A 26,927-nucleotide genomic window follows, 5' to 3' on the forward strand; every position below is an offset into this window, starting at 1 on the left:
GTGGCCAGCCCGTTCGTCGGCGACCCGGCGCTGCGTTCCAACGTGGTCGCCACGATCGACTTCGCCGACGGCGCTCACCAGCGCATCGACCCCCCATGAAGGTCACCGATGGTCACTGCCGGTTGACTGGCCGGGCCGAAAATCGCCTGGCGGTCCGCGTACCGCCGATGCGAGGGTGACCGGCGTGACTGCGCACACTCTGGCCGGAGCCCTGGCCGACGACGGACGACGACGGATCTTCGCGGCGATCGTGCTGGGCGCGAGCAGCACGGCACAGGTCGCCGAGCGGACTGGCCTGCCGGCACGGGTGGTGCTCACCGGGGTCCGCCGGCTCACCGACGCGGGCCTCGTCACCGGCGCGGACGGCGCGCTCGCGGCCGACGAGGCGTCGTTGCGGGCGGCCGCCCGCGACAGCCGCCCGGCCGACGACAGCGACCCGGCCGCCGACCCGGTGCTGCGGACCTTCCTGCGCGGAGACGTCCTGGTGAGTCTGCCGGCGCAGCCGAAACGGCGACGCGTCCTGCTCGCGCACATCGCCGAGCGATCGTTCGAACCGGGCACCCGCTATCCGGAGCGGGCAGTCGACGACGCGCTCAAGGTGTGGTGCGCGGCGGGCGGGTCGGATCACGCCACGCTGCGTCGGTATCTCGTCGACGAGCAGTTGCTCACCCGCGAGCACGGCATCTACCAGCGGCCCTGATCGTCCACGGCGCAAACCGTCTGGTCGCGGAGCATGTTGCTAGCCTCGGCGCATGACCTCCTGCACGCCCGCCGACGGCCCACCGGACCTGTTGTTTCTGCTCTCCTGGGCGAGTCACGCGCTACAGACCGAGCACGCCGCGGGGCTGGCCGAGTTGGGCATCTCGCCGCGGGCGCACTACGTGCTGGCGCAGGCCCGCACCGGCGAGCTGACCCAGCGGGAGATCGGCGAGCGGTGCGGCGTGGACAAGACCACGATGGTCGTCACGCTCGACCAGTTGGAGCGGGCCGGGCTGGCTGAGCGCCGTCCGGTGCCGACGGATCGGCGGGCGCGGCTGGTCGTTGTGACACCGGCGGGGGAGCAGGTCCTGCAACGGGCACAGCAGGTGGTCCGGCGCATTCAGGACGACCTGCTCGCGACTCTGCCCGAGCAGGACCGGGAGGTGTTCCTGCGGGCACTGCTGGCGTTGGTGGGCGGTCCGCTGGCCAACACCTCCCCGTACGCGCCGGGTGGCCGTTCCGGCTGCTAGTTCCGAGAAAGATAGTTTCGAACAAGACTATCTGCTACGGTCGTACTCGTTCGTTTCCCCTGAACGAGGAGCCGTCATGAGCGCTACCGCCGTCACGACCCCCGCCCCCTCGACAGTGCGCCGCCGCGCCCTCGGCGTCGTCGTCGCCGTCGTGGCCGCCCTGGCCATCTGGGCGATCGGCGCGTTGGCCGGAGTCGACTACACCGTCGAGAGCCCGGGTCAACCCGCCATCGACCTCGGGGCGGGCGCGATCGTCGTGGTCGCCCTGGGCGCCGCCCTGCTCGGCTGGGCGACACTGGCCCTGCTGGAACGGTTCGCCCCACGAGTCGCCCGGCCGGTCTGGATCTCGCTGGCCGTGGTGGTGACGTTGGTGTCCCTCGTCCCCCTGCTCGGCGTCGAGGCCACCGGTGGGGCCAAGGCGACCCTCGGCGCGACGCATCTGGCCGTGGCGCTCCCACTTATCGCTCTGCTGCCGGCCCGCCGCCGCTGACCACCCGGATCGACGGTTGGCCGGGCGGTGCTGATCGACTGATGACCAGCACCGCCCGACCAGCCCGGACGCTCAGCATCGGCCGCCCCGGTTGACGCGCCTCGGTGGATGCGCTAAATAAGAAGAGGAAGTTGAGTTACCCCGGCTCAACTCATCACCTTCGGCCAGGAGAACCGAGGAGGCATGATCATGTTGATGCGTACCGACCCGTTCCGCGAGGTCGACCGGCTCGCCGAGCAGTTCTTCGGTACGGCAGCCCGTCCCGCGATGATGCACCTGGACGCCTACCGCGACGGCGACCACTTCTACGCGGCGTTCGACCTGCCCGGCGTCGACCCCGACACCATCGACTGCACCGTCGAGCGCAACGTGCTCACCGTCCGCGCCGAGCGTCGCCGGCCCACCGGCGACGGCGTCGAGCTGGTCGCCGCCGAACGCCCGATGGGCACCTTCACCCGGCAGCTGTTCCTGGGCGACACACTGGACACCGACAAGCTGGAAGCCGGCTACGAGCACGGGGTGCTGACGTTGCGCATCCCGGTCGCCGAGCGCGCCAAGCCCCGCCGCGTGACCATCACCGCCAACGGAGACGGACGCCGGCAGATCAACGCATGATCACGGTGACGGGTGGGATCGGCGCGCCTGCGCGCTGATCCCACCCGAGGCTGAGAGCCTTTTTCACATGGTGTTCCCCGACGCTCCGGTGCTGACCCGCCCGTCCGCGCCACCCGCGCTGCCGAGTGGACCGATCGAGGTCACCGAGGCGTGGCTGCGTAACCGGCGGCTGTCCGAGCACACCCGCGACGCGTACCGGCGCGACGTCACCGGCTGGCTCACCTGGTGCGCCGGCCGCGACCTCGACCCGCTGCGGGCCACGTTCCTGCACGTCAACGACTACGCCCGCGCGTTGGAGTCCACGCTCGCCGCCCGCAGCGGCCGACCGCTGACCCCGGCGACCGTGGCGCGCCGACTCTCCGCGCTGTCCAGTTGGTACGACTTCCTGGCGAAGCTGGGCGCGGTGCCGGCCAACCCGGTCTCCGGCGCGGACCGGCCCCGCGTCGACCGGGACCACTCCGCCACCCTCGGGCTCAGCCCGGAGGAGGTGGACGCCCTGCTCGGTGCCGCCGACGCGGACACCGGCCCGACCGCCCTGCGCAACAGGGCGGCGATCGCGCTCCTCGCCGACCTGGGCCTGCGCGTCGGAGAGCTGGTCTCGCTGGACCTGAACGACCTCGGCAGCGAACGCGGCCATCGCAGCGTGCGCTTCGTCGGCAAGGGCGGCAAGCAACGCCGTCGGGCCCTCACCCCCGGCACCGGGTACGCCGTGGACGCCTACCTGGCCCAGCGGGCCACCGCCACCGGCGTGCCCGTGCCACAGCTGACCGGGCCGCTGCTGGTCACCGCCAGCGGCGCCCGGCTGGACCGGCACTCGGTGTTCCGGATGGTCCGCCGGCTCGCCCGCGCCGCCGGCATCCCGGCCTGGGCGAAGCTGTCACCGCACTCACTGCGACACGCCTTCGCCACCACCGCCCGCTCCGAGGGCGTGCCGCTGGAGGACGTGCAGGACGCGATGGGCCACGCCGACCCGCGCACCACCCGCCGCTACGACCGCGACCGGCACAACCTCGACCGCGACCCGGCCTACGTGGTGTGGGCGGCCCGGTCCCGCCGCCGCGGCTGACGGTCAGCCGCCCCCGGTCAGCTCTGGGGACGGGGACAGATGCAGAACGGCTGCCCGATCGGGTCGAGAAGCACCACCCACTTGTCACCGCCGGGCTGGAAATCCGGCTTGGACGCGCCCGCCGCGACGAACGTGGCCTCCGCCGCCGCGAGGTCGTCGACATACAGATCCAGGTGGTAGCGCTTGTCGCCGGCGGGATCGGGCCAGGCCGGCGGCTGGTAGCCCTCGACCAGACCGAAGCCGATGGAGACACCACCGGAGTTGATCATCGCGTACTCGGGTTGGCTGTGGGTGATCTCCCAGCCGAGCACCTGGTGGTAGAAGGCGGCGTGGCCGGCGGGGTCGGAACTGTCGAGGTTGACCATGGCGAGGTCCGCAGAAACTGTCACGCCAGCAGTATGCCGCCGAGTCCCGACAAGCACTGCGCACCTGCGCGTCGGACCCCCGCCCTACGGTCGACGGATGAGACGCGGCCTGGAAAGCTCCTGCGGTGGCGCCGCCATCGGCTGGGCACGTGGGTTCGGGTGAGACACGAGGACGCTGGGCGATCCGGAGGGTTTCGGCGGTGGCATGGGGTCGGACGTCGTCGGCTATGACGGGCGCCCGCCGAACTGCCAGTTGTGCACCTCAATGTCGGCGTACCGGTCCGGGGTCAGGATGGCGCGTGCTCTGTCCGGATCCGTCGCTCGAACCAACGCCGCCGTGCCCAGCCAGGTGGCGCCGTCGTCGGACAGCAATGGCCCATAGGCGATCAGCTCGTCCCGGTCGGACGGAACCGCGAGGTCCGCGGCCTGCCCCATGCCGAGGCCGAGCACCAGGTACCGGTTGCCGCCGGTCCGGCCGCCAGCGAAGTCCCACATGGTGCGCCCCAGTGTGTTGCGCCATCGTCGCAGCATTACGTCCCGGTAGACGCCGGCTTGGTAGTTCGGCTCATCGAAGGCGAATACGCGGGCGGTGGCGGGATCGGGCAGGTCGAGGATGTGCACACTGCCGGTGGGTGTGTCGCCGTCGTCGGCGAGGGTCGGGCCCCGAGCGATCATCTCCTTCGCGTACCGGTCCATGTAGGCCCAGTGCTCTTCCAGAAGCTCGTCGCGCAGTGGCAGGGAGCCGGGCCGGTCGCGGTGGTAGCAGAGGAACTCCATGCCCAAAGGATCTCCTCAAGGAGGGCGCAGGTCGAGCGGGATTCACCCGTACCTCGATCAGCACCGACACGTCAGCAGAGCAACTCCAGGTGGTGGTGGGCGTCCTCGGCGATCTCCTCGTGCCGCAGCCAGCGCCGCGCCCACAGCCGGGCCGCCAGTTCCGCCTGCTCGTCACCCCACGCGGCGTGCTCGACGAGCAACGCGGTGGTCAGCGCGTACGCCAGGCGCAACGCCAGACCACGGGCGCCGGCCTGCACCGCCGCGGCGCCCGGATCGGCGGTCACCGAGGTGATGGTGTCGCCCAACCGCGCGGTGGCGGCGGCCAGGGTGTCGGCCAGCGTCGGCGACAGCGGTCGGGCCAGGTCGACCGCGGCGGCGAGCCGGCCCAGCACCGGTGTCCCGGCGTCCTCCCGGGTCAACGCGCGCAGCACGTCCAGGGCCAGCACGTTGGTGGTGCCCTCCCAGATCGGCAGCACCTGCGCGTCGCGCAGCAGCCGGGGCACGCCGGTGTCCTCCACGTAACCGGCCCCACCGAAACTCTCCACGTACTCGCTGGCGGAGCTGACGGCCAGTCGGCCGGTGGCCAGCTTCGCCAGCGGCGCCACGATCCGCAGCTCCGCCGCGGCCACCGGGTCGGCGCCGACCTCCACCCGTCCCAGGAGGGCGAACGCGTGCCCAGCGAGAGCGAACGCGCCCGCCGCGTCGACCGCGAGGGTGCCCAGCGTGGCCCGGTGCAGCGGCGAGGACACCAGCGGCCCGCCGGCGACGTGCCGCACCTCGGCGTACGCGCGGGCGTAGTCCAGCCCGCGTCGCATCCCGCCGGCCGCCGCTGCGGCGTTGTGCACCCGGGTCACCACGACCAGGGTCATCGCCCGGACCAGGCCGGGCACCACCGGATCACCCAGCGGGAGCGCGTACGCGTCGTGCAGACCGATCTCGGCGGTGGGCAGCGCGCGGGTGCCGAGCTTGTCCTTGAGGCGGCGCACGATGACACCCGCAGCGGGCGCGTCCGGCGCCCCACCGATGCTCAACGGCGAGTCGACCGCGTAGCGGGGAACCAGGAACGGCGCGAGCACCCGGCTACCGCGCCCGGCGTCCTCCGGTCGCGCCAGCGCCACCGCCATCGCCGCGTCGGCAGCCGAGCAGAACCACTTCTCCCCGGTCAGCCGCCAGGACCCGTCCGCCGCCGGTCGGCCGATCGTGCTCGACCGGCCCAGGTCGGAGCCGCCCTGCGACTCGGTCATCCACTGCCCGCTGGTGATCGCCGTCGCCGGGTCCGTGGAGATCAGCCGGGGCAGCCACGCGTCGCGCACCCCGGCGTCCACGTCGGGCATGCTGAGCAGCGCCGCCGCCCCGTCGGCCATCGCCACCGGGCAGGAGAACGTCGCCGACTCCGGCCCGTACAGGTGCAGCAGGGCATGTTGCACGACCCGCGCGGCGGCGCCCCAGGTGCCGCGCGCGTCGGTCAGGTAGGGCAGCGCGACCACGGCGTGCCGGGCGGCGGCGGCGCGCTGCGCCTGCCAGCCGGCGGAGGTGTCGATCCGGTCGATCCGCGCACCCCACGGGTCGTAGCGGACCAGAGTCGGCGGGTGCGCCTCCGCGTCGGCGTGCGCCGCGCGCAGCGGCCCGGTGACGTCGGCGGCCAGGTCGGCGAGGCGTCCCTTCGCGTCGGCGTGCCCCGCCGGGCCCAGGTGGCGCTCCAGCCAGGACCGCAGCAGGCCGTCGCCGGCGTACGGGTCGACGGGAGGTGGTACCGGCTGCACGAAGCGGCTCATCGATCGACTCCTGGCACTGCTCGGGGGCGTGCGCCGACGGTAGACGATCCGTGGCCGATCCGAACAGGGCAGTCCCACCCACCCCGGTACGGCCGATTTCCGGCTTGTCGCACTTCAGCGGGATCGCGTCTCTACGGTCGGTAGTCGTGGGTGCCGGCCAGCCGTGGAGCCGACCGGCCCGGCGCAACCGCCCGATGCGCACCGGACTGGCGGTCGCCGGGTTCGGTGTGGCGCTGTGCTGCGTCGGGGTGGCCGGGCTGGCCGCCTGGAACCTGCAGACCGTCCGTCAGGCCGCCGGCCCGATCCGGGAAACCGCCGACGACTTCCTCAGTGAGGTGGCCCTGGGCGACAGCGACCAGGCGTACGAGCGGCTCTGCGCGGACGCGCGCAGCCGGTGGAGCGCGATCGGCTTCACCAGTTGGGTACGCACGCCGCCGATGGTCACCGACTACGAGATCACCGACGTGTCGGTCGCCACCCGCAGCGGACGACCACACGGCACTGTGACTGTGAAGGTGACCCGCGACGGCGGGCTCAGCGAGGAACGGCGCCTACCGGTGGTCCGCGAGGGCGGGGACTGGCGGGTGTGCGGTGATCCCTTCTGAGCCGCCGATCGTCCGGCCGAAGCGGCAGTGGTTGCTGCGCGAGCGTCGGGGGGTGGAGCCGACCACCTCGACGGAACTCTTCTTCGACCTGGTCTTCATCTTCACCATCACCCAGTTGTCGCACTACCTGATCGCGCACCCGGACTGGCGTGGCGCCGCCCGTACCGCGCTCTTGCTGGCGCTGGTCTGGTTCGTCTGGGTCTACACCACCTGGCTGACCAACTGGTTGCAACCGGATCAGGGGCCGGTGCGCACGATGCTGATCGGGGTGGCGCTGGGCAGCCTGCTGCTCTCGGCGGCGATCCCCGAGGCGTTCGCCGGCGCCGGCCTGGTCTTCGCGCTGGTCTACGTGACAGTGCAGGTGGGCCGCACCGTCTTCGCGCTGTGGGCGGTGCGGGGCCAGCCGTGGCTGGTCGACGGGTTTCAGAAGACGTTGCCGTGGTTCGTCGCAACGTCGCTGCTCGTGGCGCTCGGCGCCGTGGTCGGCGGAGCCTTCCAGGAGGCGCTGTGGGCGGCGGCGATCGTGATCGAGGTGATCGGCCTGCAGACCGGGTTCCCGGTGCCCGGTCTGGGCCGTAGTCCCGCTGAGCGGTGGATGGTGGAGGGCGGGCACCTTGCCGAGCGGTGCCAGGCGTTCATCCTCATCGCCCTGGGTGAGTCGATCCTGGTCACCGGGAGCACACTCGCGCAGCACCTGGACCTGACGATGTCCGGCGCGTTCGTACTGGCCTTCGCCGGTTCGGTGGCGCTGTGGTGGGTGTACTTCGCCCGGTCTGCTCCGGCGGCGGCGGAGGTCATCGCGCGTGCCGGTGAGCGCACCGGCGCGTTGGGCCGGCTGGCGTTCAACTACCTGCACCCCGTGATGGTCGCCGGGATCATCGTCACCTCGGCGGGCGACGAGCAGCTCCTGCGCGAACCTGGTGCCCCCGCCACCACGGCCGCAGCGTTGTTCATCCTGGGCGGCCCGGCGCTGTTCCTCGCCGGGCACGCCGCCTACCAGGCGGTGCTGTGGCGGACCCTGCCGACCAGCCGGATCACCGCGGTGGTGGTGCTGCTGGCGCTGACGCCGGTCTGTGTGGGGCTGCGGGTGCCCGTCGCGGTGTGCGCCACGCTGGCGTTGGCGGTCATCATCGCCGTGATCATGACCGACCGGTTCCGGGTACGGGGAGGCGTCGCGCAGCCGTCCTGACCGTCGGTGGCAGTGCGTCGGTTCTCGGACAACGCCGCCGCTGGCGGGCCGCCGCATGGTTAGCGTGGGTCACCGGCCCTCCGGGTGACCCTGCGCGGTGCTCGGACCAGCGGAGGCGACGCGATGGCAACCGAGCGGCGGACCCGACCACAGCGGTGGCTGCTGCTGGTGGCCGCCGCCGGTTACGGCAAGACCACCGCCCTGGAGACCATCGGCGGGGACGCTCCGACGACCTGTCACCGGGCGACCGACCTGATCGACGCGCTGTCGCACCCCACCAGCGCGCCGGACACGCACCCGCTGGCCCGGGTCGCCGTGGACGAGGTGTCCGCGCTCACCGGGGACGACCAACTGGCCCTGGTGCGGCTGTTGCGCGCGCTGCCGGGTCAGCCGGCGGTGACGCTGGCCGCTCGACACCCGCTTGCCGACGCGGCGCGCAGCGCCTGTGCCGGGCCCGTCGTGCACCGTGGGCCGGAAACCCTCGCCCTCGGTCGGGACGCGGTCGCCCGGATCCTGCGCGACGAACACGCGGTGCCCGACAGCGACCTGGCCTACCTGGTGTACGAGCTGACCGCCGGCTGGCCAGCGTGGGTGCACCTCGCCGGTGACGCCCTCGGCCGGCAGGGCGTCGGCCGGCGGGAGCTGCTCGCCGCCCTGACCGAGCCCGGCACCGCCGGCGGGCACTTCGCCCGCGACGAGATCCTCGCCGACCTGCCCGCGCAGGTGGCGAGTCTGCTCGGCCGCATCCACCACCTCGACCCGATCACCGCGCCGCTGTGCGTGGCCATCGACGCCGACGCGCCAGCCGACGCCACCGCGCAGGCGCTGCGCTGGTCGACCCGCACCGGGCTGCTGGTCGCCCATCCCCGCCGGCGGTCCGGCCCCACCTCGTCGACGGTGCAGCTGGTACCTGTTCTCTCGGCGGTGGTGGCCCAGCAGGCGGGTCGGCCCGACACCTCGGGACGCCGCCGGTTGTCCGCCGCCGCCGACTGGTACCTCGCCAACGCGTACCCGCTGGCGGCCGCCCGAGCCCTGCACGACGCGAACGACACCGCCCGGTACGCCGCGCTGATGGTCAGCCACGGAGAGGACATGCTCGCCGGTGGTGGGGCGCCGGACGTCACCAATCTGATCAGCGCGTTGCCGCCAGCCGAGCAGCACCCCGACCTCCAACTGATCTTCGGCGACGCGTTGCGGATGTCCGGCTCGGTGACCTGGGCGTCGCGGGTCTTCGCCCCGCTGCTGGCCCAGGCGGACCACGACCGGCGCTGGCCGGCACGGCTGCTCTGGCGGGCCGCGATGGTGCCGTACCTGCGGACCGACTACGCCGGCGCCCTCGCGGTGCTCGACCGGGCGGACGCGCCGCCGACGGTCACCCCACCCGGCCCCGACGACGTCCTGCTGCTGGCCTGCCGCGCCAGCACCCTCGCCCAGCTCGGCCGGGTCGACGACGCGGTCACCACCGGGGCTCGGGCGCTCGCCGCCGCGCAACAGCTCAACGAGGACGCCCCGTTGGCGGCGGCGCACATCGCGGCCGCGCTGACCTCGTCCGGCACCCGCCGCGACGGGCACCTCGCCGAGGCGCTGGCGGCGGCGGAACGCGCGGGTGACCTCGTCCAGCAGGCGCGGATCCTGGTCAACCAGGCGCACTGCCTGCTGCGGGAGGCCCGGTACCCGTCGGCGCTGGCCACCGCCGTGCGGGCGGTCCGCGCGGCGGAACTCGCCGGCCCGCCGGGAGTGCTGGTGACCGCCCTGCACAACGCGGGTGAGGCGCTGGTCCGGCTGGGCCGCTACGACGAGGCGACCCTGCACTTCACCCGGTCCAAACTGGTCTCGCAACGGTTGGGGCTGAACCGGGCGGCCTCCGGGGTGTACGGGTTGGCCGAGGTCAGTCGCCGCCTCGGCCGGCGGGAGGAGGCGTTGGCGGCCTTCACCGAGGCCGCCGAGCTGGCCCGCGACGTGGGGGACCTGCAGGTACGCATCCCCGCGCTGGTCGGCCTGGCCCGGCTGCGCTGCGAGGGCGCCGCCGCCGACCTCACCGCCGCCCGTGCCGCCGCCGACGAGGCACACCGGCTGGCACCGGCGTTCCTGCTCTCCTGCGCGCTTGTCGCGACGGGCTGGGTGGCGTACGCCGGGGGTGACCTGGAGGTGGCCCGGCGGCGGGCGGCCGAAGCGGTGCGGGCGGCCCGGACCGGGCGGCAGGCCGACGCGTTGGCCGAGGCGTTGGAACTCACCGCCGCGGTCGCGGCCGACCCGGCCGCGACCCGGGACGCGCTGCTGGAGGCCGGCGCGATCTGGCGGGCGGCGGGCGCGGGACCGGCCGCCGAACAGACCGTCGTCCTGCTGGGTCGGGTCCCGGGCGCCGACGGCGCGCAGCGGTCGGCGGCGCAGGCGGCAGCCAACCGGTTGCTGGCGCTCGGGGTGGAGACGGTCGACGGAAGGCAGTTGTCCGAGCCGTCTGGTGACGGTGGCACCGTCGAGGTGCGGGTGCTCGGCCGTTTCGAGGTCATCGTCGGTGGGCGGGAGGTCCCGCTGCCGGCGTGGCGGTCCCGGCAGGCCCGCACGCTGCTGAAGATCCTCGTCGCCCGGCGTGGCCGGGCCGTGGGGCGGGTGGAGCTGTGCGAGCTGCTGTGGCCCGACGACGAGCCGCGGCGGACCGCGCACCGCCTGTCGGTGTTGCTGTCCGCCGTGCGTGCCGTGCTCGACCCGCCCCGCCGGTGGCCCGTCGACCGGTACGTGCGTGCCGACCTGACCGGCGTGCGCATCGACCTGACCCGGGTGGTCGTCGACGCGGAGAACCTCCTCGCTGACGTCCCGCAGGCCGAGCGGCTCGCCCGCGACGGTGACCCGGCGCGGGCCCGCGCGCTGCTCGCCGAGGTGGACGCCGCCTACCGGGGGGACGCCTTCGCCGACGAGCCCTACGAGGACTGGGCCGACGGGCTGCGGGAACAGGCCCGCTCGGTGTGGTTGCGGGCGCTGCGTGAACTGGCCCGCCGGTACCGGCGCGACGGTGACGCCGACCGGGCCGTCACCACTCTGGTCCGGCTGCTCGACGCCGACTCCTACGACGAGTGGGCGCACCGCGCGCTGGTCAAGACGCTGGTCGGCGCCGGCCGGCACGGGGAGGCCCGGCGGGCGTTCGACAGGTGGGTCGGGGCGATGCGCGCGATCGACGCACCGCCCCCGGACCCGGACGTGCTGCGCACCAGGGCCGGTCAGCAACTGTAGAGGTTCTCGTTGCCCGCGCCGGTGTCCACGTACGAGTAGAAGATCATGCTGCTGTCGGGCTCGTCGTCCTCCGCGCAGGTGTCCACACCGGGCCCGCCGTCGAGGCTGTCGCCGTCGGTGACCACACCCCACACGGTGACGCCGGCCACTCCGATCAGCAGGTCCGCGCCGTTGGCGCCGGAGAGGTAATCGTTACCGTCGAGACCGGCCAGCACGTCGTCGTCCGCGCCGCCGACGAGGATGTCCCCGCAGCCGTCACCGAACAGGATGTCGTCGCCGACGCCGCCACGGATCGTGTCGACACCACCACCGCCGTAGATGATGTCGTCGCCGCCGAGCCCGTAGATCTCGTCGGGTCCGCTGCCGCCGTGGATGATGTCGTCGCCGTCGGTGCCCATGATCGGGTCGCCGTCGGTGGTGGCGCACGGATTCGCGTCCGGGTCGGCGTGCGCCGCGCCACCGCCGACGCCGATCAGAGCGCCGCTGACCAGGAGGGCGGCCAGCGCCGCCGCTCGGATACGCATGATGGGACCTCCTGTTCGTGGACCCCGTCCGGAGCCCGGTGACGCCGCGGTGACGTCGCCGGCACTGTCGCAGCCGCCCGTCATCGTGGCGTCAGTACGGCGTCCGCGTCCGCGCTACTGACGCGCTCCTGACGAGGGTGCGGAGTCTGGTCGCAACGCCGTCGTCGACAGTCGACGAGGCAGTGCGGAGGGAACATCCGATGAAGCGGAAACTGGCCGGTCTGGCAGTGCTGACCGGCATGGCGGCGGCCACGACGCTGCTGGCACCGACGACCCCGGCGCAGGCGTCGGTCGGCCTGTACCGGGTCGCCGCCACAAGCGTTCTGGACGCGACGAACGCCAAGACGATGGCCATCTCCTGCAACGGTGTCGACCAGGTGGTCGGCGCCGGCGGGCGGATCAACGACGGTCAGGGTGACGTCCTGATGACAAGGGTCTACGCCGACGCCACCCTGCACACGGTGACCGTGCTCGGGGTGGAGGCCAACGCCACCGCCGTGCCCTGGTCGGTGGACGCGTTCGCGGTCTGCGCCCCGGCCGGGGCGGTGTCCGGCCTGCAACTGGTCACCACCACGTCGGCGAACAACGCGCTGAACAAGGTGGCCGTGACCGCCGTGTGCCCGCCGGGCAAGAGCACCTTCGGCGGCGGGTACCGGGTGGACAACGCCAACGCCGCGGTGGCGATCGACGAACTGGCGTTCAACTCGACGCTCGCGTCGGTGTCGAGCACGGCGTACGTCTTCGGTGCGCCGGGTAACTTCACACTGCAGACCCAGGCGTTCTGCGGCAACCCGCTGCCGGCGATGGCGTTGACGGAGGCGGAGAGCGCGTCCAACGCGAACGCGTCGAAGTCCCCGACCACGCCGTCCTGCCCGGCGGGGTCACAGACCGCGGGGGTCGGTGCGGTGTTGACCGGGCTCATCGGGGCCGGTTCGGTGGCGACCCTGCTGCCGAAGCCGGCACTGGACAGCGCGGACGCCACCGGCAGGGAGATCATCGCGTTCGCCGCGTCGTGGAAGGTCAAGGCGCAGCAGGTCTGCGTCGGTTGAGCGAACCGGACCGGGCTGGCCGTCCTCGATTAGGGGGCGGCCGGCCTCCGCGTCCGGGCGATCGTGCGTCCGGGCGGCTCAGTCGCGGGGGCCGAGGTCGCCGCTGCGGTAGTGCCGGCGGCAGAGCACCTGGTAGCGCACCTCGGCGGTGTCGACGGTGTCGCCGATGACGACCTGCTCGCCTTCGCGGACCACCCGCCCGTCGACGACGCGGGCGTTGAGCAGCCCTTCCCGGCCGCACCAGCAGAGCACCTCGACCTGGATACGGGCCACCTCGTCGGCCAACTCGAAGAGGCGTTGCGCGGCGGGGAACAGGCAGGACCGGAAGTCGGTGGCCAGGCCGAACGCGAACACGTCGACGTCGTAGCTGTCGACAAGCTCGGCCATCTGCTCGACGTGCTCGACGGTGTAGAAACACGCCTCGTCGCAGATCAGGTAGTCCACGCGTACCCCGTCGGCCCACCGGCCGCGGACCAGGGCCCGCAGGTCGAGGTCGTCGGTGACCTCGATGGCCTCGTGGGCCAGGCCGATGCGGGTGGTGACCTGCGGGCCCAGCGACCTGTCGATGCGGGTGGTGACCAGCCCGCGCCGGCCCTGCCGGGCGTGGTTGTAGTTCATCTGCAACGCCATCGTCGACTTGCCGCAGTCCATCGGCCCCCAGAAGAACTTCAACGCCGCGGCGTGCACCGGACGCCCGTCGAGCCCGCGCGCGGCCGCGCACCCGGCGGGCGCGTGCGGCTGGCCGGGGAACGGGTGAGCCAGGCAGGTCGGAGCGGTGGCGGCGTCGTCTGTCACGGTCGGGCAGCCTAGCCGATCGGCCGACCCCGATCTGTCGCGCGCGGGACGCGTGCTCAGAGCACCCGGGGCGGGGTGTTACCGGCGGCGACGATGGCGCGGCGGATCGGCACGGCGGCCAGGAGCACGAAGCCGACCACGAAAAAGATCAGCAGGGAGACCAGGCCCACCCGGTAGGAGGCGGTGAGTTGGAACACCAGACCGAAGGCGAGCGGGCCGAGCCAGCTGGTGCCCTTGTCGCTGATCTCGTAGAAGCCGTAGTACTCGCCTTCCTTCCCGGCTGGGATGAGCTGGCTGAACAGCGACCGGCTCAACGCCTGGCTGCCGCCGAGGACCAGGCCGATGCCCGCGCCGAGGATCATGAACGGCACCGGCGCCTCGGCGGGCAGCCGGAACGCGGCGATGATCACAACGGTCCACAGCACCAGGCTGAGCAGCACTGTCTTCCACGCGCCGACGCGCTTGGCCAGCGCGCCGAGGCTCAACGCGCCGCCGAAGGCGAGGAACTGCACGAGCAGGATCGTGATGATCAGGGTGCTCTGCTCCAGGCGCAGCTCCTCGGTGCCGTACTGGCTGGCCAGGGTGATGACGGTCTGGATGCCGTCGTTGTAGACAAGGAAGGCGAGCAGGAAGAACAACGTCAACGGGTACGCCTTGATCTCCCGCATGGTGCGGCCGAGCTGCCGGAACCCGTCGGTGACCACGTTGCCGCCACCGGCCAGGGCCGCGGCGCCGGGGCGCTCGCGCAGCCAGCGCAGCGGCACCAGCGTGAACAACGCCCACCACACCCCGGCGGACACGATCGACCAGCGGGCCAGGTCCAGGGTGCGTTGCGGGTTGTCGCCCTCGTCGAGCAGGGTGATCGCGACGAGGTTGAGCGCCAGCAGCAGACCGCCGCCGAGGTAGCCCAGCGCCCAGCCGCGGCTGGAGATGCCGTCACGTTCGTCGGGGCCGCCGAGCTGCGGCAGGAACGAGTTGTAGACCACGATCGCGGCGCCGAACGAGATGTTGGCGACCAGGAACAACGCCCCGCCGAGCAGGTAGCGGTCGCCGGTGACGAAGGCCATCGCGATGGTCGCGCCGGCACCGGTGAACGCCGCACCGCCGAGCAGCCGCTTCTTGTGCGCCGACCGGTCGGCGATCGCCCCGATGACCGGCAGCACGAACACGGTGAGGAACACCGACAGCGAGATCAGGTACGGGTAGTAGGAGCCGGCCGCGACCCGGATACCCAGCGGGTGCACGTACCCGTCGCAGGTGTCCGCGCCCAGCTCGCAGCCGGCGGCCAGCTCGGCGACGGTGGTCAGGAACGGACCGAGGAACACGGTGATCACAGTGGTCTGGAACGCGGAGTTGGCCCAGTCGTAGATGTACCAGCCCCGGCGCTCGCGGCGGGTGCTCGCCGGGGGCGGGGTGTCGTCCACCGTGGGGGTCACGGTCTCGGCCATCCGGGGGTCCTTCGATGGGTCAGGCGGCCCAGTGGCCGCGGCTGCGGTAGACGTCGCGCAGCACGCCGACGTGATCGGTCATGATGCCATCCACACCGAGATCCAGTAAGTAGTGCATCTGGGCGGGTTGGTCGATCGTCCAGACGTGCACCTGCAGGCCGAGTCGGTGGCAGTAGTCGAGGAACCGGCGGTCCACCACCGGCACCCGCCCGTAGCGCGGTGGCACCTGCGCGGCGACCACCGACGGAGGCAACCGCAGTGGCCGCCCGTGCAGGGAAGCGAGCCGCAGCCGGGCGACGCCGCGCATGCCCAGGCTGGTGGCGACCCGTCCGTCGGTGAGCGCGCGCAGCCGGGTCAGGCGGGCGTCGCTGAACGACGCCAGCAGCACCCGGTCGGCGGCGCCGGCCCGGGTCACGGTGGCGACCGTGGGCTCGACGCCGCCGTCGGCCTTCACGTCGATGTTGAAGCGGACCTGCGGCCAGGCGCCCAGCACCTCGTCGAGCCGGGGTACGACGGCAGCGCCGCCGACGCGTACCGAGGCGAGATCGGCCCAGCTCAGCTCGGCGATGCGCCCCGCCTCACCGGTGACCCGGAGCAACGTCGGATCGTGGAAGATCACCGCCACGCCGTCGGCGGTGGCGTGCACGTCGGTCTCCACGTACCGGTAGCCGAGCCCGACGGCGCGGGCGAACGCCTCGGTGGTGTTCTCGTCTCCCTCGGCGGCACCGCCACGGTGGGCGAACGCCAGCGGCGCGGGGGCGTCCAGGTAGCCGAATCGGGTCAACACGCGACGCAGTATGCCCGCTGCCGGTGGACCCCGGATGGACTGCCGGCGACATTCGCCGGTCAGGACAGCCAGCCGCCGGTCAGCCGGGCCACCGCGGAGCCGTCGAGGTCGGCGAGCTTGACGCCGGCGAACTGCCGGGCCGCGTCGGAGGTCTGCACCCGCACCGGCGGCGTCGGGTCCACGAGCGTCGCCACGACGACCGACGCGGCGTCGGCGGAGGACTGCGCGGCGGCGAACGCCTGCCCGGTGCGGGCCAGGTACGCGCGCAGCGCCGGCCCGTACACCCCGGCGGCCTCGGCGGCGGCGTCGGGATCGATGCCGATGGTGGCGACGAACTCGCTGGCCACCGCGCCCGGCTCGACGACAGTGACCCGTACGCCGGTGGTGGCGGCGAGCGGGGCGAGGGACTCCAGGTACCCCTCGACGGCGAACTTCGCGGCGCAGTACGCCTCGTTGAACGGCTGCCCGACGATCCCGCCCACGCTGGAGACCGTGATCAGGCGGCCTCGGCTGGCCCTCAGGTGCGGCAGGGCGGCGCGGCTGACGTGCAGCACGCCGAAGAAGTTGACCTCCATGACGGCCCGGACGTCGTCGACGCTGTCCTGTTCCAGGGTGCCCACGTGCCCGGCGCCGGCGTTGTTGACGACCGCGTCGAGCCGCCCGTACGTGCCGACCACCTCGTCGACGCAGGCGTCCACCGAGTCGGGGTCGGTGACGTCGAGGCGGCGTACGTCGATCAGGTCGGCGACCCCGGCGGTGTCGGCGGCGGCGCGCAGCCGCTCGGCGCGGCCGACGTCGCGCATGGTGGCGACCGTCCGCCAGCCGGCGCGGGCGCAGCCGAGCGCGGTCTCCAGGCCGATGCCGGTGGACGTGCCGGTGATCAGCACCGTCTGCTCGCTCATGGGCTCCTGCCTTCGTGCCGGGCGGCTGGCGCGATCGACAACCCCGCCCGGCACGCGCGTGACCTCTGGTGACCGTCACCGCATGGTACGGCCGGGGTGGGCGTTCAGATCCGTGTTCTCGCCTGCTCGATGTGGCCCACGATGGCGTTCGCACCATGAGTGCTGGCGATGGCGTACGCCTCGTCGAGTGTGGCGAGCGCGTCCGCGCGGCGGTCCTGGGCTGCGGCGATATAGGCCAGCCCGATCATGTTGGAGGCCACGCCGGCCATTGCCCCGATGTCCCGGCGCAGCTGGCACGACTCCTGTAGCAGTTCGCGCGCCTCGTCCAGCCGACCAGCCGTGTGCGCCACGATGCCCAGGTGCCGCAGGGCCTCGGACCAGGTCGGTTTGTCGCCGGCCTGCGCCGCGAGCCGACAGGACCGCTCCAGGTACGGAACCGCCGTCTCGTTGTCCCGTCGGATGAACTGGTGGAGACAGCCGATCCAGAACAATGCCTCGGCCTCGCCGCGCGGGTCGCCCAGCGCCTGGTACAACCCGAGCGCGCGCTCGAACAACGGCAGTTGGGCGGGATCTTCCGAGGGCGACGAGCCTGGATCGTTGGACCCGCTCTGAAACCGTGCGTGCAGTATCAGTCCACGCGCCAGCGCCGTGTCGGCGTCGACAGCGTCCAGGCCGCGTTCGGCGTCAGCGAGCGCGCTGGCGTCGCCGCCGAACACTGCCCTCTGATACACCTCTCTGGCCCGTTCGATCCGGTCGTCGGTGTGCATCGTCGCCCCCCGCTGGCATCGCCTTGCCTACTGGGTCCGGCAGTCTAGTCGGGACAGGGGACCGATCGGGTGACCGCAGAACGTCGGTGGCTCCGGCCGACGGGAGCCGGCGGTGCCGCCGCGCTGGCCGTCAGCCGCAGATCAGGTCGTCCAGCAGCGTCATCTGCCGCTGGATGACCGCCATCGCCGGCTCCGGGTCGGCCAGCTCGGTGGCCAGGTACAGGACCGTCGAGCGACGCCCGTCCGGGCTGACCGCGGCGAGGGTGCTCATCCCCGGCATGGAGCCGACGTGCGCCCAGGAGCCGCCGCACCGGTTGGGTATCCACATGATGCCCAGCCCGTAACGGATGCCCGCCCGGATCCCCTGGAACCCGTCGGCAAGCACTGTGGTGCGCAGCTCGCCCAGTTGCGCGGGCCGCAGCAGCTCGCCACGGCCGACCGCCTGCCAGAAGCGGGCCAGGTCGCTCGGGGTGCTGACCAGCCCGCCAGCCGAGGCCGTCACGCTCGGGTTGAACACTGTCGTGTCGACCATCTGCCCGCCCGGTACGAATTGCCGGTACCCGTTGGCGTGCGGCTGGGGCAGGGTCGGCTGGTCACCCGGGTAGTAGGTGTGGGTCAGGCGCAGCGGCAGCAGGATCCGGGAGCGCACCTCGGTGTGCCACCGGTGCCCGGTGACGCGTTCGATGAGCATCCCGGCCAGCAGGTAGTTGGTGTTCGAGTAGCTCCAGCCGGTGCCGGCCACGAACAGCGGCGGATGCTTCATCGCGGTCGCCACCTGCTGCGCCTCGGTGTGGTGGTCGAAGCGGTGCGCCAGGAACTCGTCGGCCGATCGCAGGGCGGCGAGGTCGCCTGTGGAGTCGTAGAGGCCGCTGGTGTGCTGGAGCAGCTGGCGAACGCTGACGTACCGGCCGTCGTTGCCGTTGCCGGTGACGACGCCGGGCAGCCAGCGTTCGATCGGGTCGTCCAGCCGGATCCGGCCCTCGCCGACGAGTTGGAGCAGCACCACCGACACGAAGGTCTTCGTGGTGCTGCCGATGCGGAAGTACCCGTCGGTCGGCACCGGCGCGCCGGTGTCCAGGTCGGCCACGCCGCTGCGCGCCACTGTCACCTGGCCTGCGTCGCGGACCACGCCCTGCGTCCCGGACACGCCCAGGCCGTGCAGGTCGTCGAGGCCGTGCTGGAGCACAGTGGCCGTGGACCGGTGGTCCGGGGTGGATGGCGCGACCGATCCGGCCGCCGGGCCGACAGTGGTGGCCAGCACTGCCGCCACTGTCGCGGCCGCCACGACGCCGCGCCACCGCACCGACTTTCGTACTGCGAAAACCACGCTCACCTCAAGGCTCCCTTCGGGACAACAACTGTGTCCAAACGGTACGAAGAGCCTCGATGTGCGCACCAACCGGAAAACCCCAGATTCGACGTGGGGGTTAGCCCCCAGTACCGCGTCGGACCTACGAACTCAGGTAGCGCAGGACGGCCAGGACGCGGCGGTTGTCGGCCTCGTCCGGGGGCAACCCCAGCTTGTCGAAGATGCTCGCGACGTGCTTCTCCACGGTTCCGCCGGTCACCACGAGCGCGTCGGCGACACCGGCGTTGGAGCGCCCCTCCGCCATCAGCGTGAGCACGTGGCGTTCGCGCGGGGTCAGCGCCGCCACGCCGCCGGCGCGGCGGCTGACGCGCAGGAGTTGACCGACGACCTCCGGGTCGAGCGCCGTGCCGCCGGTGGCGACCCGCTTCAGCGCGTCGGCGAACTCCGCGACGTCGGCCACCCGTTCCTTCAGCAGGTACCCGACGCCCGCCGCGTTGCCTTCCAGGAGCCGGGCCGTGTACCTGGTCTCGATGTACTGCGACAGCACCAGTACCCCCGTGCGGGGGTGCTGGCGGCGGATCTCGAGTGCGGCGCGCAGCCCTTCGTCGGTGTGGGTGGGCGGCATCCGGATGTCGGCCACCACGACGTCGGGTTGATGCTCGGTCACCGCGGCCAGCAGCAGGTCGCCGTCGCCCACGGCGGCGCACACCTGGTGGCCGTGGTCCTCGATCAGGCGGGTCAGTCCCGCCCGGAACAGGGCGGCGTCCTCGGCGATCACCACGCGCACGCTCATGCGCGCAGCGGAAGCTCGACGGTGACCGTCGTCGGGCCACCGGGCGGGCTCGCGATGCTCAGCGTGCCGTCGACAACGGCGACCCGTTGCGCCAGCCCGGACAGGCCGGTGCCCCGGCTCGGGTCGGCGCCGCCCGTGCCGTCGTCGGCGATGCTGAGCCGCAGCACGCTCCGCCCGCCGGCCACCCGGATGGCGATGGTGGTCGCGAAGCTGTGCTTGGCGGCGTTGGCCAGCAGCTCCGCGGCGCAGAAGTACGCGATGGTCTCGATCGCGGGGGTGGGCCGCACCCCGATGCCGATCTCCAGCTCGACCGGGATAGCACTGTCGGCGGCCAGTGAGGCGAGGGCGTCGGCCAGCCCGTTGTCGAGCACCGGCGGGTGGATCCCACGGGTCAGACTGCGCAGTTCGCCGAGCGCGTCCTTGGCGCCGCGCAGCGCGGAGTCGACCAACTCGCGGACGGCGGCGGCGTCCGCGACCTCGTCGCCGTCACCGAGCTTGCGGCGGGCCATGCCGAGGTTCATGGCCAGCGTGGCCAGCCGGATCTGCGCGCCGTCGTGCAGGTCGCGTTCGAGCCGGCGCAGCAGGGCGGCGGAGTCGTCCACTGCCGACGCCCGGCTCAGCTCCAGGTCGTGGACCCGCTGCGCCAGCCGCCCCGGCCCGAGTAGACCTCGGATCAGCCAGGCGTCGGCGGACGTGACGGCTCTGGTCACCCACGGCGCGGCCAGCAGCATCGCCGCTCCCGCCGCGGCGGCGGCGAACGTGCCGCCGAGGGTCGCGACGCGGAACGTGCCGTCGCCGAACAACCCGAACGGCGTGAACACCGGCACCGGGTCCAGCCGGACCCCCGGCGGGTGGTTGCGGAACGCTCCCCACAGCAGCGGGTAGCTGAGGTTGACCAGCCCGCCGATCCAGAAGAACACGGCGTACAACTCGATCAGGCTGGCCGGCAGCTTGGCCAGCAGATACCCGACGACTCGCCATCCGGCCCCGTCGCGGAAGCCGGGCCAGGCCCGACCGGCGCGGTTCGCGCGCACCGGCGGCGGCGCCGCGACCCGGACCCCGAGCAGCCGCGCCGCGAGCACGCGGTGCGGTGCGCCGAGCCGGCGGGCCGCCGTCGTCGACACCAGCAGCACGAGCAGCAGGCCCACGCTGACAACGGCGACGGCCACGTCGGTCGGGGCGGGGTTACCCCGAGCGTCGTGGCTGACCAACCAGCTCAGGTCCACCGCGACAACGAAGAAGGCCACCGGGTTGAGCACGATGGACGGCAGCCCGGCGAGGCAGAACACCAACTCGCGGGCCGCACGCCTGTTGAACGGGGCCACGAGCGCCGCGTGGGCGCCCCGCCACGAGCGTCTGCCCCGCCGCTGGTCGCCCGGCGGCGGGTCCGCGGTCGGCGTGCGCACCGGAAGGCCCATGCCCGTCATCCTCCTCCCTGCCCACCGCGCTTCCTGCTCACGCGTCCCGCTTGGCCAACAGCCAACCGCCGACGGCCAGTGCGACAGCTGCGTACAGGCACAGCACGCCGAGCCCGGCCCACGCGGACAGGAAGTCCGGGCAGGCCGCGGCGTCCGTGCCGCAGGTCACCGGCCTGGTCGTGCTCAGCGAGTTCTCCACGATCAGGATCGGCATGTACGACGCCACGCCGTGCGCGACGAAGCCGACGAACTGCGCGACGACGTACACGCCGGCCACCAGCACCCCGACGGCGGCCGCGCTGTGCCGGATGATCGCGCCCAGGCCGAGGCCGAGTAGCCCGATCAGGCAGAAGCCGGCCCCGGTCACCGCGACCGCCCTGAGCACGCCGGGTTGGTCGAGCGTGGGTGCCACGACGCCGTGGCGCAGCGTGGCCCCCACGGCGAGGAAGGCGACGAACGCGGCGGCCTCCCCGACGATCAGGGTCACCGCCCCGAACACCGCTGCCTTCGCCGCCAGCACCAGGGGACGCCGCGGGACGGCGGCCAGGGTGGCCCGGATCGTTCCCGAGCTGTATTCGCTGGTCATGGTCAGCACGCCCAGCACGCCGGTCAGCAGCAGGCCGGGGACCACGCCGGCGAGCGCGTTGTTTGTCACGTCCCCGGCGGCGCTGCGGGTGTTCAGGCCCACGGCGATCCCGATCCCGACGGTCCCGACGGCCGTGACGACCAGGGTCCACCAGGTCGAGCGCAGGCTGCGCAGCTTGATCCATTCCATGTGGGCCGCCTGCGTCAGCCCGTGGCGACCGCCCGGCACCGGGGATTTCGCGGTGGTGGTCATGACGTCGCCTCCTTCGCCCGGTTCCCCGGGTACTCGACCGCTGCGCTGGTGAGCTGGAAGAACGCGTCCTCCAGCGATGCCGAACCGGCCGACAGTTCGGCGACTGTCGTGTCCGCGAGCAGCCGCCCCCGCCCGATCACCACCAGCCGGTCGGCGGTCAACGCCATCTCGCTGATCAGGTGGCTGGACACGAACACGGTGCGGCCCTGCGCGGCCAGCGACCTCAGCAGGTCACGAATCCAGCGCACCCCCTCGGGATCCAGCCCGTTCACCGGCTCGTCCAGCAGCAGCACCGCCGGATCACCCAGCAGTGCCGCGGCGACCCCCAGGCGCTGACCCATCCCGAGGGAGAACGTCCCGGCTCGCCGTCCGGCCGCGCTGGTCAGGCCGACCAGGTCGAGCACCTCGTCGACCCGGGCGGGTGGGATCGCGTTGCTGGCGGCCAGCGCGCTCAGGTGGGCGCGGGCGCTCCGGCCCGGGTGGAACGCCCCGGCCTCGAGAAGCGCGCCGACCTCCCGCAGCGGCCAGCGCAACTCGCGGTAGCGGCGACCGCCGATCCGCACCTGGCCGGCGTCGCACCGGTCCAGCCCGAGGATCAGCCGCATCGTGGTGGACTTGCCCGAGCCGTTCGGGCCCAGGAAGCCCGTGACACTGCCCGGCCGTACGTCGAAGCTGAGCGCGTCGACAGCGACCATCGATCCGTATCGCCTGGTGAGGTTCCGGGCCTCGATCACCCGATCTCCTTCCGTCGTCGGTGGCTACGGAAAGATCACGCTAGGCGCGCGGTTGTCCGGGCAGGAGCCGGCTGACAGCCGTCTTCGGCTGGGGGATTTCCCCCAGGCCGTCAGCGCAGGAGTCGGAGCGTCTCGTCCCAGAGGCGGTCGGCGTCCTTCTCGTCCAGCGCGTACGACAGCACGCCGCTCATGCCGTCGGTCCGCTCGGCGATGACCGGGGCCTCGTTGGCGTCCTCGAAGTAACGTCCGGTGATGCCGTCGACCTCGGGGGAGGCGGCCAGCAGGACCGAGGTGGCCGCACCCTGCTGCGGGGTCTTCCAGCCCGGCGGCACGTCCAGGCGGTTGCCCTGCTCGTCGAGCGCGCCCACCCAGCGCAACTGCGCGTCGTCGAGGTGTCGTTGGAGGTTGGTCATGATGCCGCCGGGGTGCAGGGCGTTGGCGGTGATGCCCTCGGCGGCCCACCTGCTGGCCAGCGCGACGGTGAACAGGATCGTCGCGGTCTTCGACTGGCCGTAGGCCGACCACGCCTCGTAGGGCCGGGCGGTGAAGTGGATGTCCTCGAAGACGACCGGGGACTGCTGGTGGGCCGAGGAGCTGACGACGACGACCCGGGCGCCGTGGGCGGCGGCGAGTGCGTCGTGCAGACCCAGGGTCAGCGCGGCGTGACCGAGGTGGTTGATCGCGAACTGCGCCTCCCAGCCCTCGGCGGTCCTGGTCAACTCCGGCAGGGCCATGACGCCGGCGTTGTTGACCAGGATGTGCAGCGGGCCGGTCCAACCGGTCACGAAGGCGTCGATGGAGGTGCGGTCGGCCAGGTCGAGGTGGCCGACCCAGATCTTGCCGGGCGCTCCGCCCGCCGCGATGTCGGCGGCGGCGCGCTCACCGGCGGCGGTGTCGCGGACGGCCAACGTCACCTCGGCGCCGGCGTCGGCGAGGGCCCTGGCGGTTTCCAGGCCGATCCCGGACGCGCCGCCGGTGACCACGGCCCGCCGGCCGCTGAGGTCGACGCCGGCGATCACCTCGGCGGCGGTCGACCGAGCAGAGTAAGGGGTGATGATTCGGGACATTTCGGAACTCCTTGGGTGCGGAAAATCGTTGTTGCGCGGGGATGGGTGCCTCAGTGGTGGAGCAGCCGCAGTGCCCGGCGGATCCGTTCGCGGAACTCGTCCCTGCTGGCCGAGGTCGACTTCCAGGTGAGCGCGGCGGAGAAGAGCAGGTCCATGACGTCGTCAGCGGTCCGCTCCTGGTCGAGCAGATCGCTCGGAGCGGTGGCGTCGATGTGGGTGCGCAGTGCCGCCTGGGCCCGCTTTTGGTAGTCGTGGAACATCGAGCCCAGCTGCGGCTCGCTGTTCTCCAACAGCTCGTTGAGGTCGCGGGCCATCTGCGTGTCGATGTAGGGGCCCATCAACGCGTCCAGCCCCGCCACCACCCGCTCGGCGAAGCTCGTCGACCGGTCGGCGAGGCACGACTCCATGGCCTGCTGGGCGCCCTCCATGACGCCCTGCATGGTGGCCCGGTACAGCTGCTCCTTGTTGGGGAACATCAGGTACAGGCCGGGTCGGGAGATGCCGGCCGCCTTGGCGACCGCCTCCATCGACGTCTTCTGGAAGCCGTAGCGCCCGAAAACCGTGACCGCCGCCGTGAGCACGGCGGCGCGCTTCGGGTCCTGGGGTGCCATCTCGACGGTACTCACGCTAGACAGCTTAGACAGATTTCCGAAAATCGTCTAACCCGTCTACCCGGGCAGGTCCGCCAGGGTCTCCGCGCCGTCTCGCTGCCACGCTAAGCCGGTGATCGACTCGGGTTGCCGGGAAGGCGGGGTGTCCGAGGCGCACCGATGCCCCGGTTTCCCGGCAACCTGAGTCGATCTTGAAATCGGCGTCAGCCTGAGTGGCGGCGGTGCGCGCGGCTGGGGTCGCTCGGGCGGCCGGGATCGACGTGGCGGGGCAGGTCCGGTTCGTCGGGGCGCAGCGGGGCGAGGGTGTCGGTGAGCGCGTCGATGATCCGGGCGGTGGCGCGGCGGGCGGCGCCGGGGGTGGCGGCGGTCGTCTCGCCCAGGTCGACGGGCGCGCCGAAGTGCACCCGGATCACCGGGCGGCGCCACAGTGCGCGGGCGATGCCGCGCAGCATCCCGCGGGGTGCCCGGTAGGGCAGCACCTCGTGGGCGCCCCACTGGGCGATCGGCACGACCGGAGCGCCGCAGGCCAGGGCGAGTCGGGCGGCGCCGGTCTTGCCGCGTTCGGGCCACATGCCGGGGTCCAGACCGATGCGCCCCTCCGGGTAGATGAGGATCACCGATCCGCTGGCGACGGCGCTGGCGGCATCGTCGAGTGCCCGGTGGACGGCGCTGGTGCCCCGGTCGACCCGGATGTGGCCGGCGTGGCGCATGGCGGCGCCGAGCACCGGCACGCGGAACAGCCCGGCGGTCGCCATGATCCGGGGGGCGATGCCGCGGGTCTGGCAGGCGGCGGCCATCACCAGCGGGTCGAACGGGCTGATGTGGTTGGCGGTCAGCACCAGCGGGCCGCGGCGTAGGTGCGCCGGGACGTCGCCGGTGACCTCGAGGCGGGCGAGCAGACCGACCAGGGCGCGGGCCAGCAGGAGGGCGCCCCGCCAGATCAGCGGCGGCTGCCAGGGGGAGTGTGCGGTGTCCATCAGCGCGCCATCGTCGCACGCGCCGGGGTGGTCGCGAGGGCGGGTCGGGTGATCAGGGTCATGCGCTGCGGGCCACCCTTCCCGTCTACGACGAGCGGTAGTATTTACTACGTCTCGTAGTACGGATGGCTGGGGGTTTTCAGGTGGACGCGTTGGACGTTGCCCGCTGGCAGTTCGGTGTCACCACCGTCTACCACTTTCTCTTCGTACCGCTGACCATCGGCCTGTCCGTGCTGGTCGCCATCCTGCAGACGATGTGGCACCGCACCGGCAACGAGCGCTACCTGAAACTCACCAAGTTCTACGGCAAGCTGTTCCTGATCAACTTCGCGATGGGCGTGGTCACCGGCATCGTGCAGGAGTTCCAGTTCGGCATGAACTGGAGCGACTACTCCCGCTTCGTCGGCGACATCTTCGGCGCCCCCCTGGCCATCGAGGCGCTTGTCGCGTTCTTCCTCGAATCCACCTTCATCGGCCTGTGGATCTTCGGCTGGGACCGGCTGCCCAAACGGGCGCACCTGGCCAGCATCTGGGCCGCCGCGATCGGCACGAACCTGTCCGCGTACTTCATCCTCGCGGCGAACTCGTTCATGCAGAACCCGGTCGGCTACCGCATCAACCCGGACACCGGGCGGGCCGAGCTGACCGACTTCCCGGCCGTGCTGACAAACAAGGTCGCCCTGATCACCTTCCCGCACACCCTGGCTGGCTCGTTCCTGGTCGCCGGGTCGCTGGTCGTCGCGGTCGGCCTGTGGCACGTGATCCGCAACCACGACTCGGCCGACACCGGCGCGTACCGCTTCGCCACGAAGTTCGGCTCCTGGGTGGTCCTGGTCGCCTCCGCCGCCGTGCTGTTCACCGGCGACATCCAAGGCAAGATCATGACGGACGTGCAGCCGATGAAGATGGCCGCCGCCGAGGGCCTCTACACCACCGAGAGCCCCGCCTCGTTCTCCGTGCTCACCATCGGCAGCCTCGACGGCAGCCGCGAGGTGTTCGCCCTCAAGATCCCGTACCTGCTGTCGTACCTGGGCACCGGCGACCCGCACGGCACCGTGCACGGCATCGACGACCTACAGGCCCAGTACGCCACCCAGTACGGCGCGGGCAGCTACACCCCGATCATCCCGGTCACCTACTGGAGCTTCCGCTTCATGATCACCTTCGGGTTGGCCGCCGGCGCCATCGCCCTGCTGGTCCTGTGGAGCCAGCGCAAGGGCCGCACCCCCAGCAGCAGGTGGCTGCTGCGCGCCGGGCTGGCCATGCCGGTGCTGCCCCTGCTGGCCAACTCCTTCGGCTGGATCTTCACCGAGATGGGCCGCCAGCCGTGGATCGTCTTCGGCGAGATGCTCACCCGCAACGGGGTGTCGCGCAGCGTCTCGCTGGCCGAGGTGCTCACCTCGTTCACCGCCTTCACGCTGATCTACGCCACCCTCGCCGTGATCGAGGTGAAGCTGCTGCTGCGCTACGCCAAGGCCGGCGTGCCCGACGTCAGCGAACAACCCCCCACCGACGACACCGACGACGCCGAGCGCCCGCTCGCCTTCGCCTACTGATCCCGGAGCCCAT

The 26,927-nt window shown here is 72.3% G+C and carries 27 protein-coding genes; 10 read left to right on the forward strand and 17 right to left on the reverse strand.

The window, feature by feature from the left end; genetic code table 11:
• The first annotated feature begins 184 nt into the window (after positions 1 to 184).
• The 5 genes from ABZU25_RS24800 to ABZU25_RS24820 all read left to right on the forward strand — a co-directional run bounded on the left by ABZU25_RS24800 (position 185) and on the right by ABZU25_RS24820 (position 3,400).
• Positions 185 to 700 carry a DUF2087 domain-containing protein gene (locus ABZU25_RS24800; protein ID WP_355031762.1) on the forward strand — a complete coding sequence of 172 codons (516 nt, stop codon included), beginning with the start codon at positions 185 to 187 and terminating at the stop codon, positions 698 to 700.
• Positions 701 to 752: 52 nt separating this feature from the next.
• Positions 753 to 1,229: a MarR family transcriptional regulator gene (locus ABZU25_RS24805; protein WP_355031763.1), complete on the forward strand. Its 477-nt coding sequence runs from the start codon at positions 753 to 755 to the stop codon at positions 1,227 to 1,229.
• A gap of 76 nt (positions 1,230 to 1,305) precedes the next feature.
• Positions 1,306 to 1,719, forward strand: coding sequence for a DUF6069 family protein (locus tag ABZU25_RS24810; protein WP_355031764.1), 414 nt, complete (start codon positions 1,306 to 1,308; stop codon positions 1,717 to 1,719).
• Positions 1,720 to 1,908: 189 nt separating this feature from the next.
• On the forward strand, positions 1,909 to 2,334 hold the full coding sequence (locus tag ABZU25_RS24815) for an Hsp20/alpha crystallin family protein (RefSeq protein ID WP_355031765.1): 426 nt from the start codon (positions 1,909 to 1,911) through the stop codon (positions 2,332 to 2,334).
• Between the two features lie 67 nt (positions 2,335 to 2,401).
• The gene (locus ABZU25_RS24820; RefSeq protein WP_355031766.1) at positions 2,402 to 3,400 is read left to right on the forward strand and encodes a tyrosine-type recombinase/integrase; all 999 of its coding nucleotides are present in this window, start codon (positions 2,402 to 2,404) and stop codon (positions 3,398 to 3,400) included.
• Between the two features lie 17 nt (positions 3,401 to 3,417).
• Here ABZU25_RS24820 and ABZU25_RS24825 read toward each other — a convergent pair whose 3' ends face one another.
• The 3 genes from ABZU25_RS24825 to ABZU25_RS24835 all read right to left on the reverse strand — a co-directional run bounded on the left by ABZU25_RS24825 (position 3,418) and on the right by ABZU25_RS24835 (position 6,317).
• Positions 3,418 to 3,789, reverse strand: coding sequence for a VOC family protein (locus ABZU25_RS24825; protein ID WP_355031767.1), 372 nt, complete (start codon positions 3,787 to 3,789; stop codon positions 3,418 to 3,420).
• 201 nt (positions 3,790 to 3,990) lie between these two features.
• The gene (locus tag ABZU25_RS24830) at positions 3,991 to 4,542 is read right to left on the reverse strand and encodes a YciI family protein (protein WP_355031768.1); all 552 of its coding nucleotides are present in this window, start codon (positions 4,540 to 4,542) and stop codon (positions 3,991 to 3,993) included.
• 71 nt (positions 4,543 to 4,613) lie between these two features.
• Entirely contained in the window at positions 4,614 to 6,317 is a 1,704-nt protein-coding gene (locus ABZU25_RS24835) for an acyl-CoA dehydrogenase family protein (protein WP_355031769.1), read from the reverse strand.
• A gap of 146 nt (positions 6,318 to 6,463) precedes the next feature.
• On the opposite strand from ABZU25_RS24835, the gene ABZU25_RS24840 reads away from it, so the two are divergent.
• The 3 genes from ABZU25_RS24840 to ABZU25_RS24850 all read left to right on the forward strand — a co-directional run bounded on the left by ABZU25_RS24840 (position 6,464) and on the right by ABZU25_RS24850 (position 11,339).
• Positions 6,464 to 6,922 (forward strand): hypothetical protein, encoded by a 459-nt coding sequence (locus ABZU25_RS24840; protein WP_355031770.1) that lies wholly within the window; start codon positions 6,464 to 6,466, stop codon positions 6,920 to 6,922.
• Entirely contained in the window at positions 6,909 to 8,111 is a 1,203-nt protein-coding gene (locus ABZU25_RS24845) for a low temperature requirement protein A (protein ID WP_355031771.1), read from the forward strand. The genes ABZU25_RS24840 and ABZU25_RS24845 overlap by 14 nt, the downstream gene beginning before the upstream one ends.
• Before the next feature lie 123 nt (positions 8,112 to 8,234).
• Positions 8,235 to 11,339, forward strand: coding sequence for a BTAD domain-containing putative transcriptional regulator (locus ABZU25_RS24850; protein ID WP_355031772.1), 3,105 nt, complete (start codon positions 8,235 to 8,237; stop codon positions 11,337 to 11,339).
• Here the strand turns inward: ABZU25_RS24850 and ABZU25_RS24855 are convergent.
• Positions 11,327 to 11,863, reverse strand: coding sequence for a hypothetical protein (locus ABZU25_RS24855; RefSeq protein ID WP_355031773.1), 537 nt, complete (start codon positions 11,861 to 11,863; stop codon positions 11,327 to 11,329). The genes ABZU25_RS24850 and ABZU25_RS24855 overlap by 13 nt on opposite strands.
• 200 nt (positions 11,864 to 12,063) lie before the next feature.
• Between ABZU25_RS24855 and ABZU25_RS24860 the strand changes: the two genes are divergently transcribed.
• Complete coding sequence (locus tag ABZU25_RS24860) at positions 12,064 to 12,912, forward strand: hypothetical protein (RefSeq protein WP_355031774.1); 849 nt, start codon at positions 12,064 to 12,066, stop codon at positions 12,910 to 12,912.
• 78 nt (positions 12,913 to 12,990) lie between these two features.
• Here the strand turns inward: ABZU25_RS24860 and ABZU25_RS24865 are convergent, their stop codons facing one another.
• From ABZU25_RS24865 to ABZU25_RS24925, 13 genes are all read right to left on the reverse strand, one after another.
• Positions 12,991 to 13,599 (reverse strand): thymidine kinase, encoded by a 609-nt coding sequence (locus ABZU25_RS24865; RefSeq protein WP_355031832.1) that lies wholly within the window; start codon positions 13,597 to 13,599, stop codon positions 12,991 to 12,993.
• Between the two features lie 164 nt (positions 13,600 to 13,763).
• Positions 13,764 to 15,155: an MFS transporter gene (locus ABZU25_RS24870; protein WP_355031775.1), complete on the reverse strand. Its 1,392-nt coding sequence runs from the start codon at positions 15,153 to 15,155 to the stop codon at positions 13,764 to 13,766.
• Positions 15,156 to 15,174: 19 nt separating this feature from the next.
• On the reverse strand, positions 15,175 to 15,942 hold the full coding sequence (locus tag ABZU25_RS24875) for a glycerophosphodiester phosphodiesterase (RefSeq protein ID WP_355031776.1): 768 nt from the start codon (positions 15,940 to 15,942) through the stop codon (positions 15,175 to 15,177).
• A 59-nt stretch (positions 15,943 to 16,001) separates the two neighbouring features.
• A complete protein-coding gene (locus ABZU25_RS24880; RefSeq protein WP_355031777.1) occupies positions 16,002 to 16,844 on the reverse strand; it encodes an SDR family oxidoreductase in 843 nt (280 codons plus the stop codon).
• A gap of 104 nt (positions 16,845 to 16,948) precedes the next feature.
• Positions 16,949 to 17,611 (reverse strand): tetratricopeptide repeat protein, encoded by a 663-nt coding sequence (locus tag ABZU25_RS24885; protein ID WP_355031778.1) that lies wholly within the window; start codon positions 17,609 to 17,611, stop codon positions 16,949 to 16,951.
• 130 nt (positions 17,612 to 17,741) lie between these two features.
• The gene (locus tag ABZU25_RS24890; protein ID WP_355031779.1) at positions 17,742 to 18,944 is read right to left on the reverse strand and encodes a serine hydrolase domain-containing protein; all 1,203 of its coding nucleotides are present in this window, start codon (positions 18,942 to 18,944) and stop codon (positions 17,742 to 17,744) included.
• A 118-nt stretch (positions 18,945 to 19,062) separates the two neighbouring features.
• A complete protein-coding gene (locus tag ABZU25_RS24895; RefSeq protein ID WP_355031833.1) occupies positions 19,063 to 19,707 on the reverse strand; it encodes a response regulator transcription factor in 645 nt (214 codons plus the stop codon).
• Positions 19,708 to 19,709: 2 nt separating this feature from the next.
• Positions 19,710 to 21,131 carry a sensor domain-containing protein gene (locus ABZU25_RS24900; protein ID WP_355031780.1) on the reverse strand — a complete coding sequence of 474 codons (1,422 nt, stop codon included), beginning with the start codon at positions 21,129 to 21,131 and terminating at the stop codon, positions 19,710 to 19,712.
• Positions 21,132 to 21,168: 37 nt separating this feature from the next.
• The gene (locus tag ABZU25_RS24905) at positions 21,169 to 21,969 is read right to left on the reverse strand and encodes an ABC transporter permease subunit (RefSeq protein ID WP_355031781.1); all 801 of its coding nucleotides are present in this window, start codon (positions 21,967 to 21,969) and stop codon (positions 21,169 to 21,171) included.
• A complete protein-coding gene (locus tag ABZU25_RS24910; protein ID WP_355031782.1) occupies positions 21,966 to 22,703 on the reverse strand; it encodes an ATP-binding cassette domain-containing protein in 738 nt (245 codons plus the stop codon). Before ABZU25_RS24910 ends, ABZU25_RS24905 begins: the two co-directional genes overlap by 4 nt.
• Positions 22,704 to 22,813: 110 nt before the next feature.
• A complete protein-coding gene (locus tag ABZU25_RS24915) occupies positions 22,814 to 23,770 on the reverse strand; it encodes an SDR family NAD(P)-dependent oxidoreductase (protein WP_355031783.1) in 957 nt (318 codons plus the stop codon).
• A 50-nt stretch (positions 23,771 to 23,820) separates the two neighbouring features.
• Positions 23,821 to 24,396 carry a TetR/AcrR family transcriptional regulator gene (locus tag ABZU25_RS24920; RefSeq protein WP_355031784.1) on the reverse strand — a complete coding sequence of 192 codons (576 nt, stop codon included), beginning with the start codon at positions 24,394 to 24,396 and terminating at the stop codon, positions 23,821 to 23,823.
• A gap of 188 nt (positions 24,397 to 24,584) precedes the next feature.
• On the reverse strand, positions 24,585 to 25,358 hold the full coding sequence (locus ABZU25_RS24925; protein ID WP_355031785.1) for a lysophospholipid acyltransferase family protein: 774 nt from the start codon (positions 25,356 to 25,358) through the stop codon (positions 24,585 to 24,587).
• A gap of 143 nt (positions 25,359 to 25,501) precedes the next feature.
• Between ABZU25_RS24925 and ABZU25_RS24930 the strand changes: the two genes are divergently transcribed.
• Positions 25,502 to 26,914: a cytochrome ubiquinol oxidase subunit I gene (locus tag ABZU25_RS24930; RefSeq protein ID WP_355031834.1), complete on the forward strand. Its 1,413-nt coding sequence runs from the start codon at positions 25,502 to 25,504 to the stop codon at positions 26,912 to 26,914.
• The last annotated feature ends 13 nt before the right edge of the window (positions 26,915 to 26,927 follow it).

It is taken from the genome of Micromonospora sp. NPDC005215, assembly GCF_040607915.1.
Classification (GTDB): Bacteria; Actinomycetota; Actinomycetes; order Mycobacteriales; family Micromonosporaceae; genus Micromonospora.

Excerpts from the sequence above, each read along its gene's own strand:
- ABZU25_RS24805 (WP_355031763.1), top strand. The coding sequence starts at position 753 with ATGACCTCCTGCACGCCCGCCGACGGCCCACCGGACCTGTTGTTTCTG.
- ABZU25_RS24810 (WP_355031764.1), top strand. The coding sequence starts at position 1,306 with ATGAGCGCTACCGCCGTCACGACCCCCGCCCCCTCGACAGTGCGCCGC.
- ABZU25_RS24870 (WP_355031775.1), bottom strand. The coding sequence starts at position 15,155 with ATGGCCGAGACCGTGACCCCCACGGTGGACGACACCCCGCCCCCGGCG.
- ABZU25_RS24900 (WP_355031780.1), bottom strand. The coding sequence starts at position 21,131 with ATGGGCCTTCCGGTGCGCACGCCGACCGCGGACCCGCCGCCGGGCGAC.
- ABZU25_RS24820 (WP_355031766.1), top strand. The coding sequence starts at position 2,402 with ATGGTGTTCCCCGACGCTCCGGTGCTGACCCGCCCGTCCGCGCCACCC.
- ABZU25_RS24860 (WP_355031774.1), top strand. The coding sequence starts at position 12,064 with ATGAAGCGGAAACTGGCCGGTCTGGCAGTGCTGACCGGCATGGCGGCG.
- ABZU25_RS24850 (WP_355031772.1), top strand. The coding sequence starts at position 8,235 with ATGGCAACCGAGCGGCGGACCCGACCACAGCGGTGGCTGCTGCTGGTG.
- ABZU25_RS24855 (WP_355031773.1), bottom strand. The coding sequence starts at position 11,863 with ATGCGTATCCGAGCGGCGGCGCTGGCCGCCCTCCTGGTCAGCGGCGCT.
- ABZU25_RS24905 (WP_355031781.1), bottom strand. The coding sequence starts at position 21,969 with ATGACCACCACCGCGAAATCCCCGGTGCCGGGCGGTCGCCACGGGCTG.
- ABZU25_RS24880 (WP_355031777.1), bottom strand. The coding sequence starts at position 16,844 with ATGAGCGAGCAGACGGTGCTGATCACCGGCACGTCCACCGGCATCGGC.
- ABZU25_RS24835 (WP_355031769.1), bottom strand. The coding sequence starts at position 6,317 with ATGAGCCGCTTCGTGCAGCCGGTACCACCTCCCGTCGACCCGTACGCC.
- ABZU25_RS24925 (WP_355031785.1), bottom strand. The coding sequence starts at position 25,358 with ATGGACACCGCACACTCCCCCTGGCAGCCGCCGCTGATCTGGCGGGGC.
- ABZU25_RS24830 (WP_355031768.1), bottom strand. The coding sequence starts at position 4,542 with ATGGAGTTCCTCTGCTACCACCGCGACCGGCCCGGCTCCCTGCCACTG.
- ABZU25_RS24915 (WP_355031783.1), bottom strand. The coding sequence starts at position 23,770 with ATGTCCCGAATCATCACCCCTTACTCTGCTCGGTCGACCGCCGCCGAG.
- ABZU25_RS24815 (WP_355031765.1), top strand. The coding sequence starts at position 1,909 with ATGTTGATGCGTACCGACCCGTTCCGCGAGGTCGACCGGCTCGCCGAG.
- ABZU25_RS24885 (WP_355031778.1), bottom strand. The coding sequence starts at position 17,611 with ATGCACACCGACGACCGGATCGAACGGGCCAGAGAGGTGTATCAGAGG.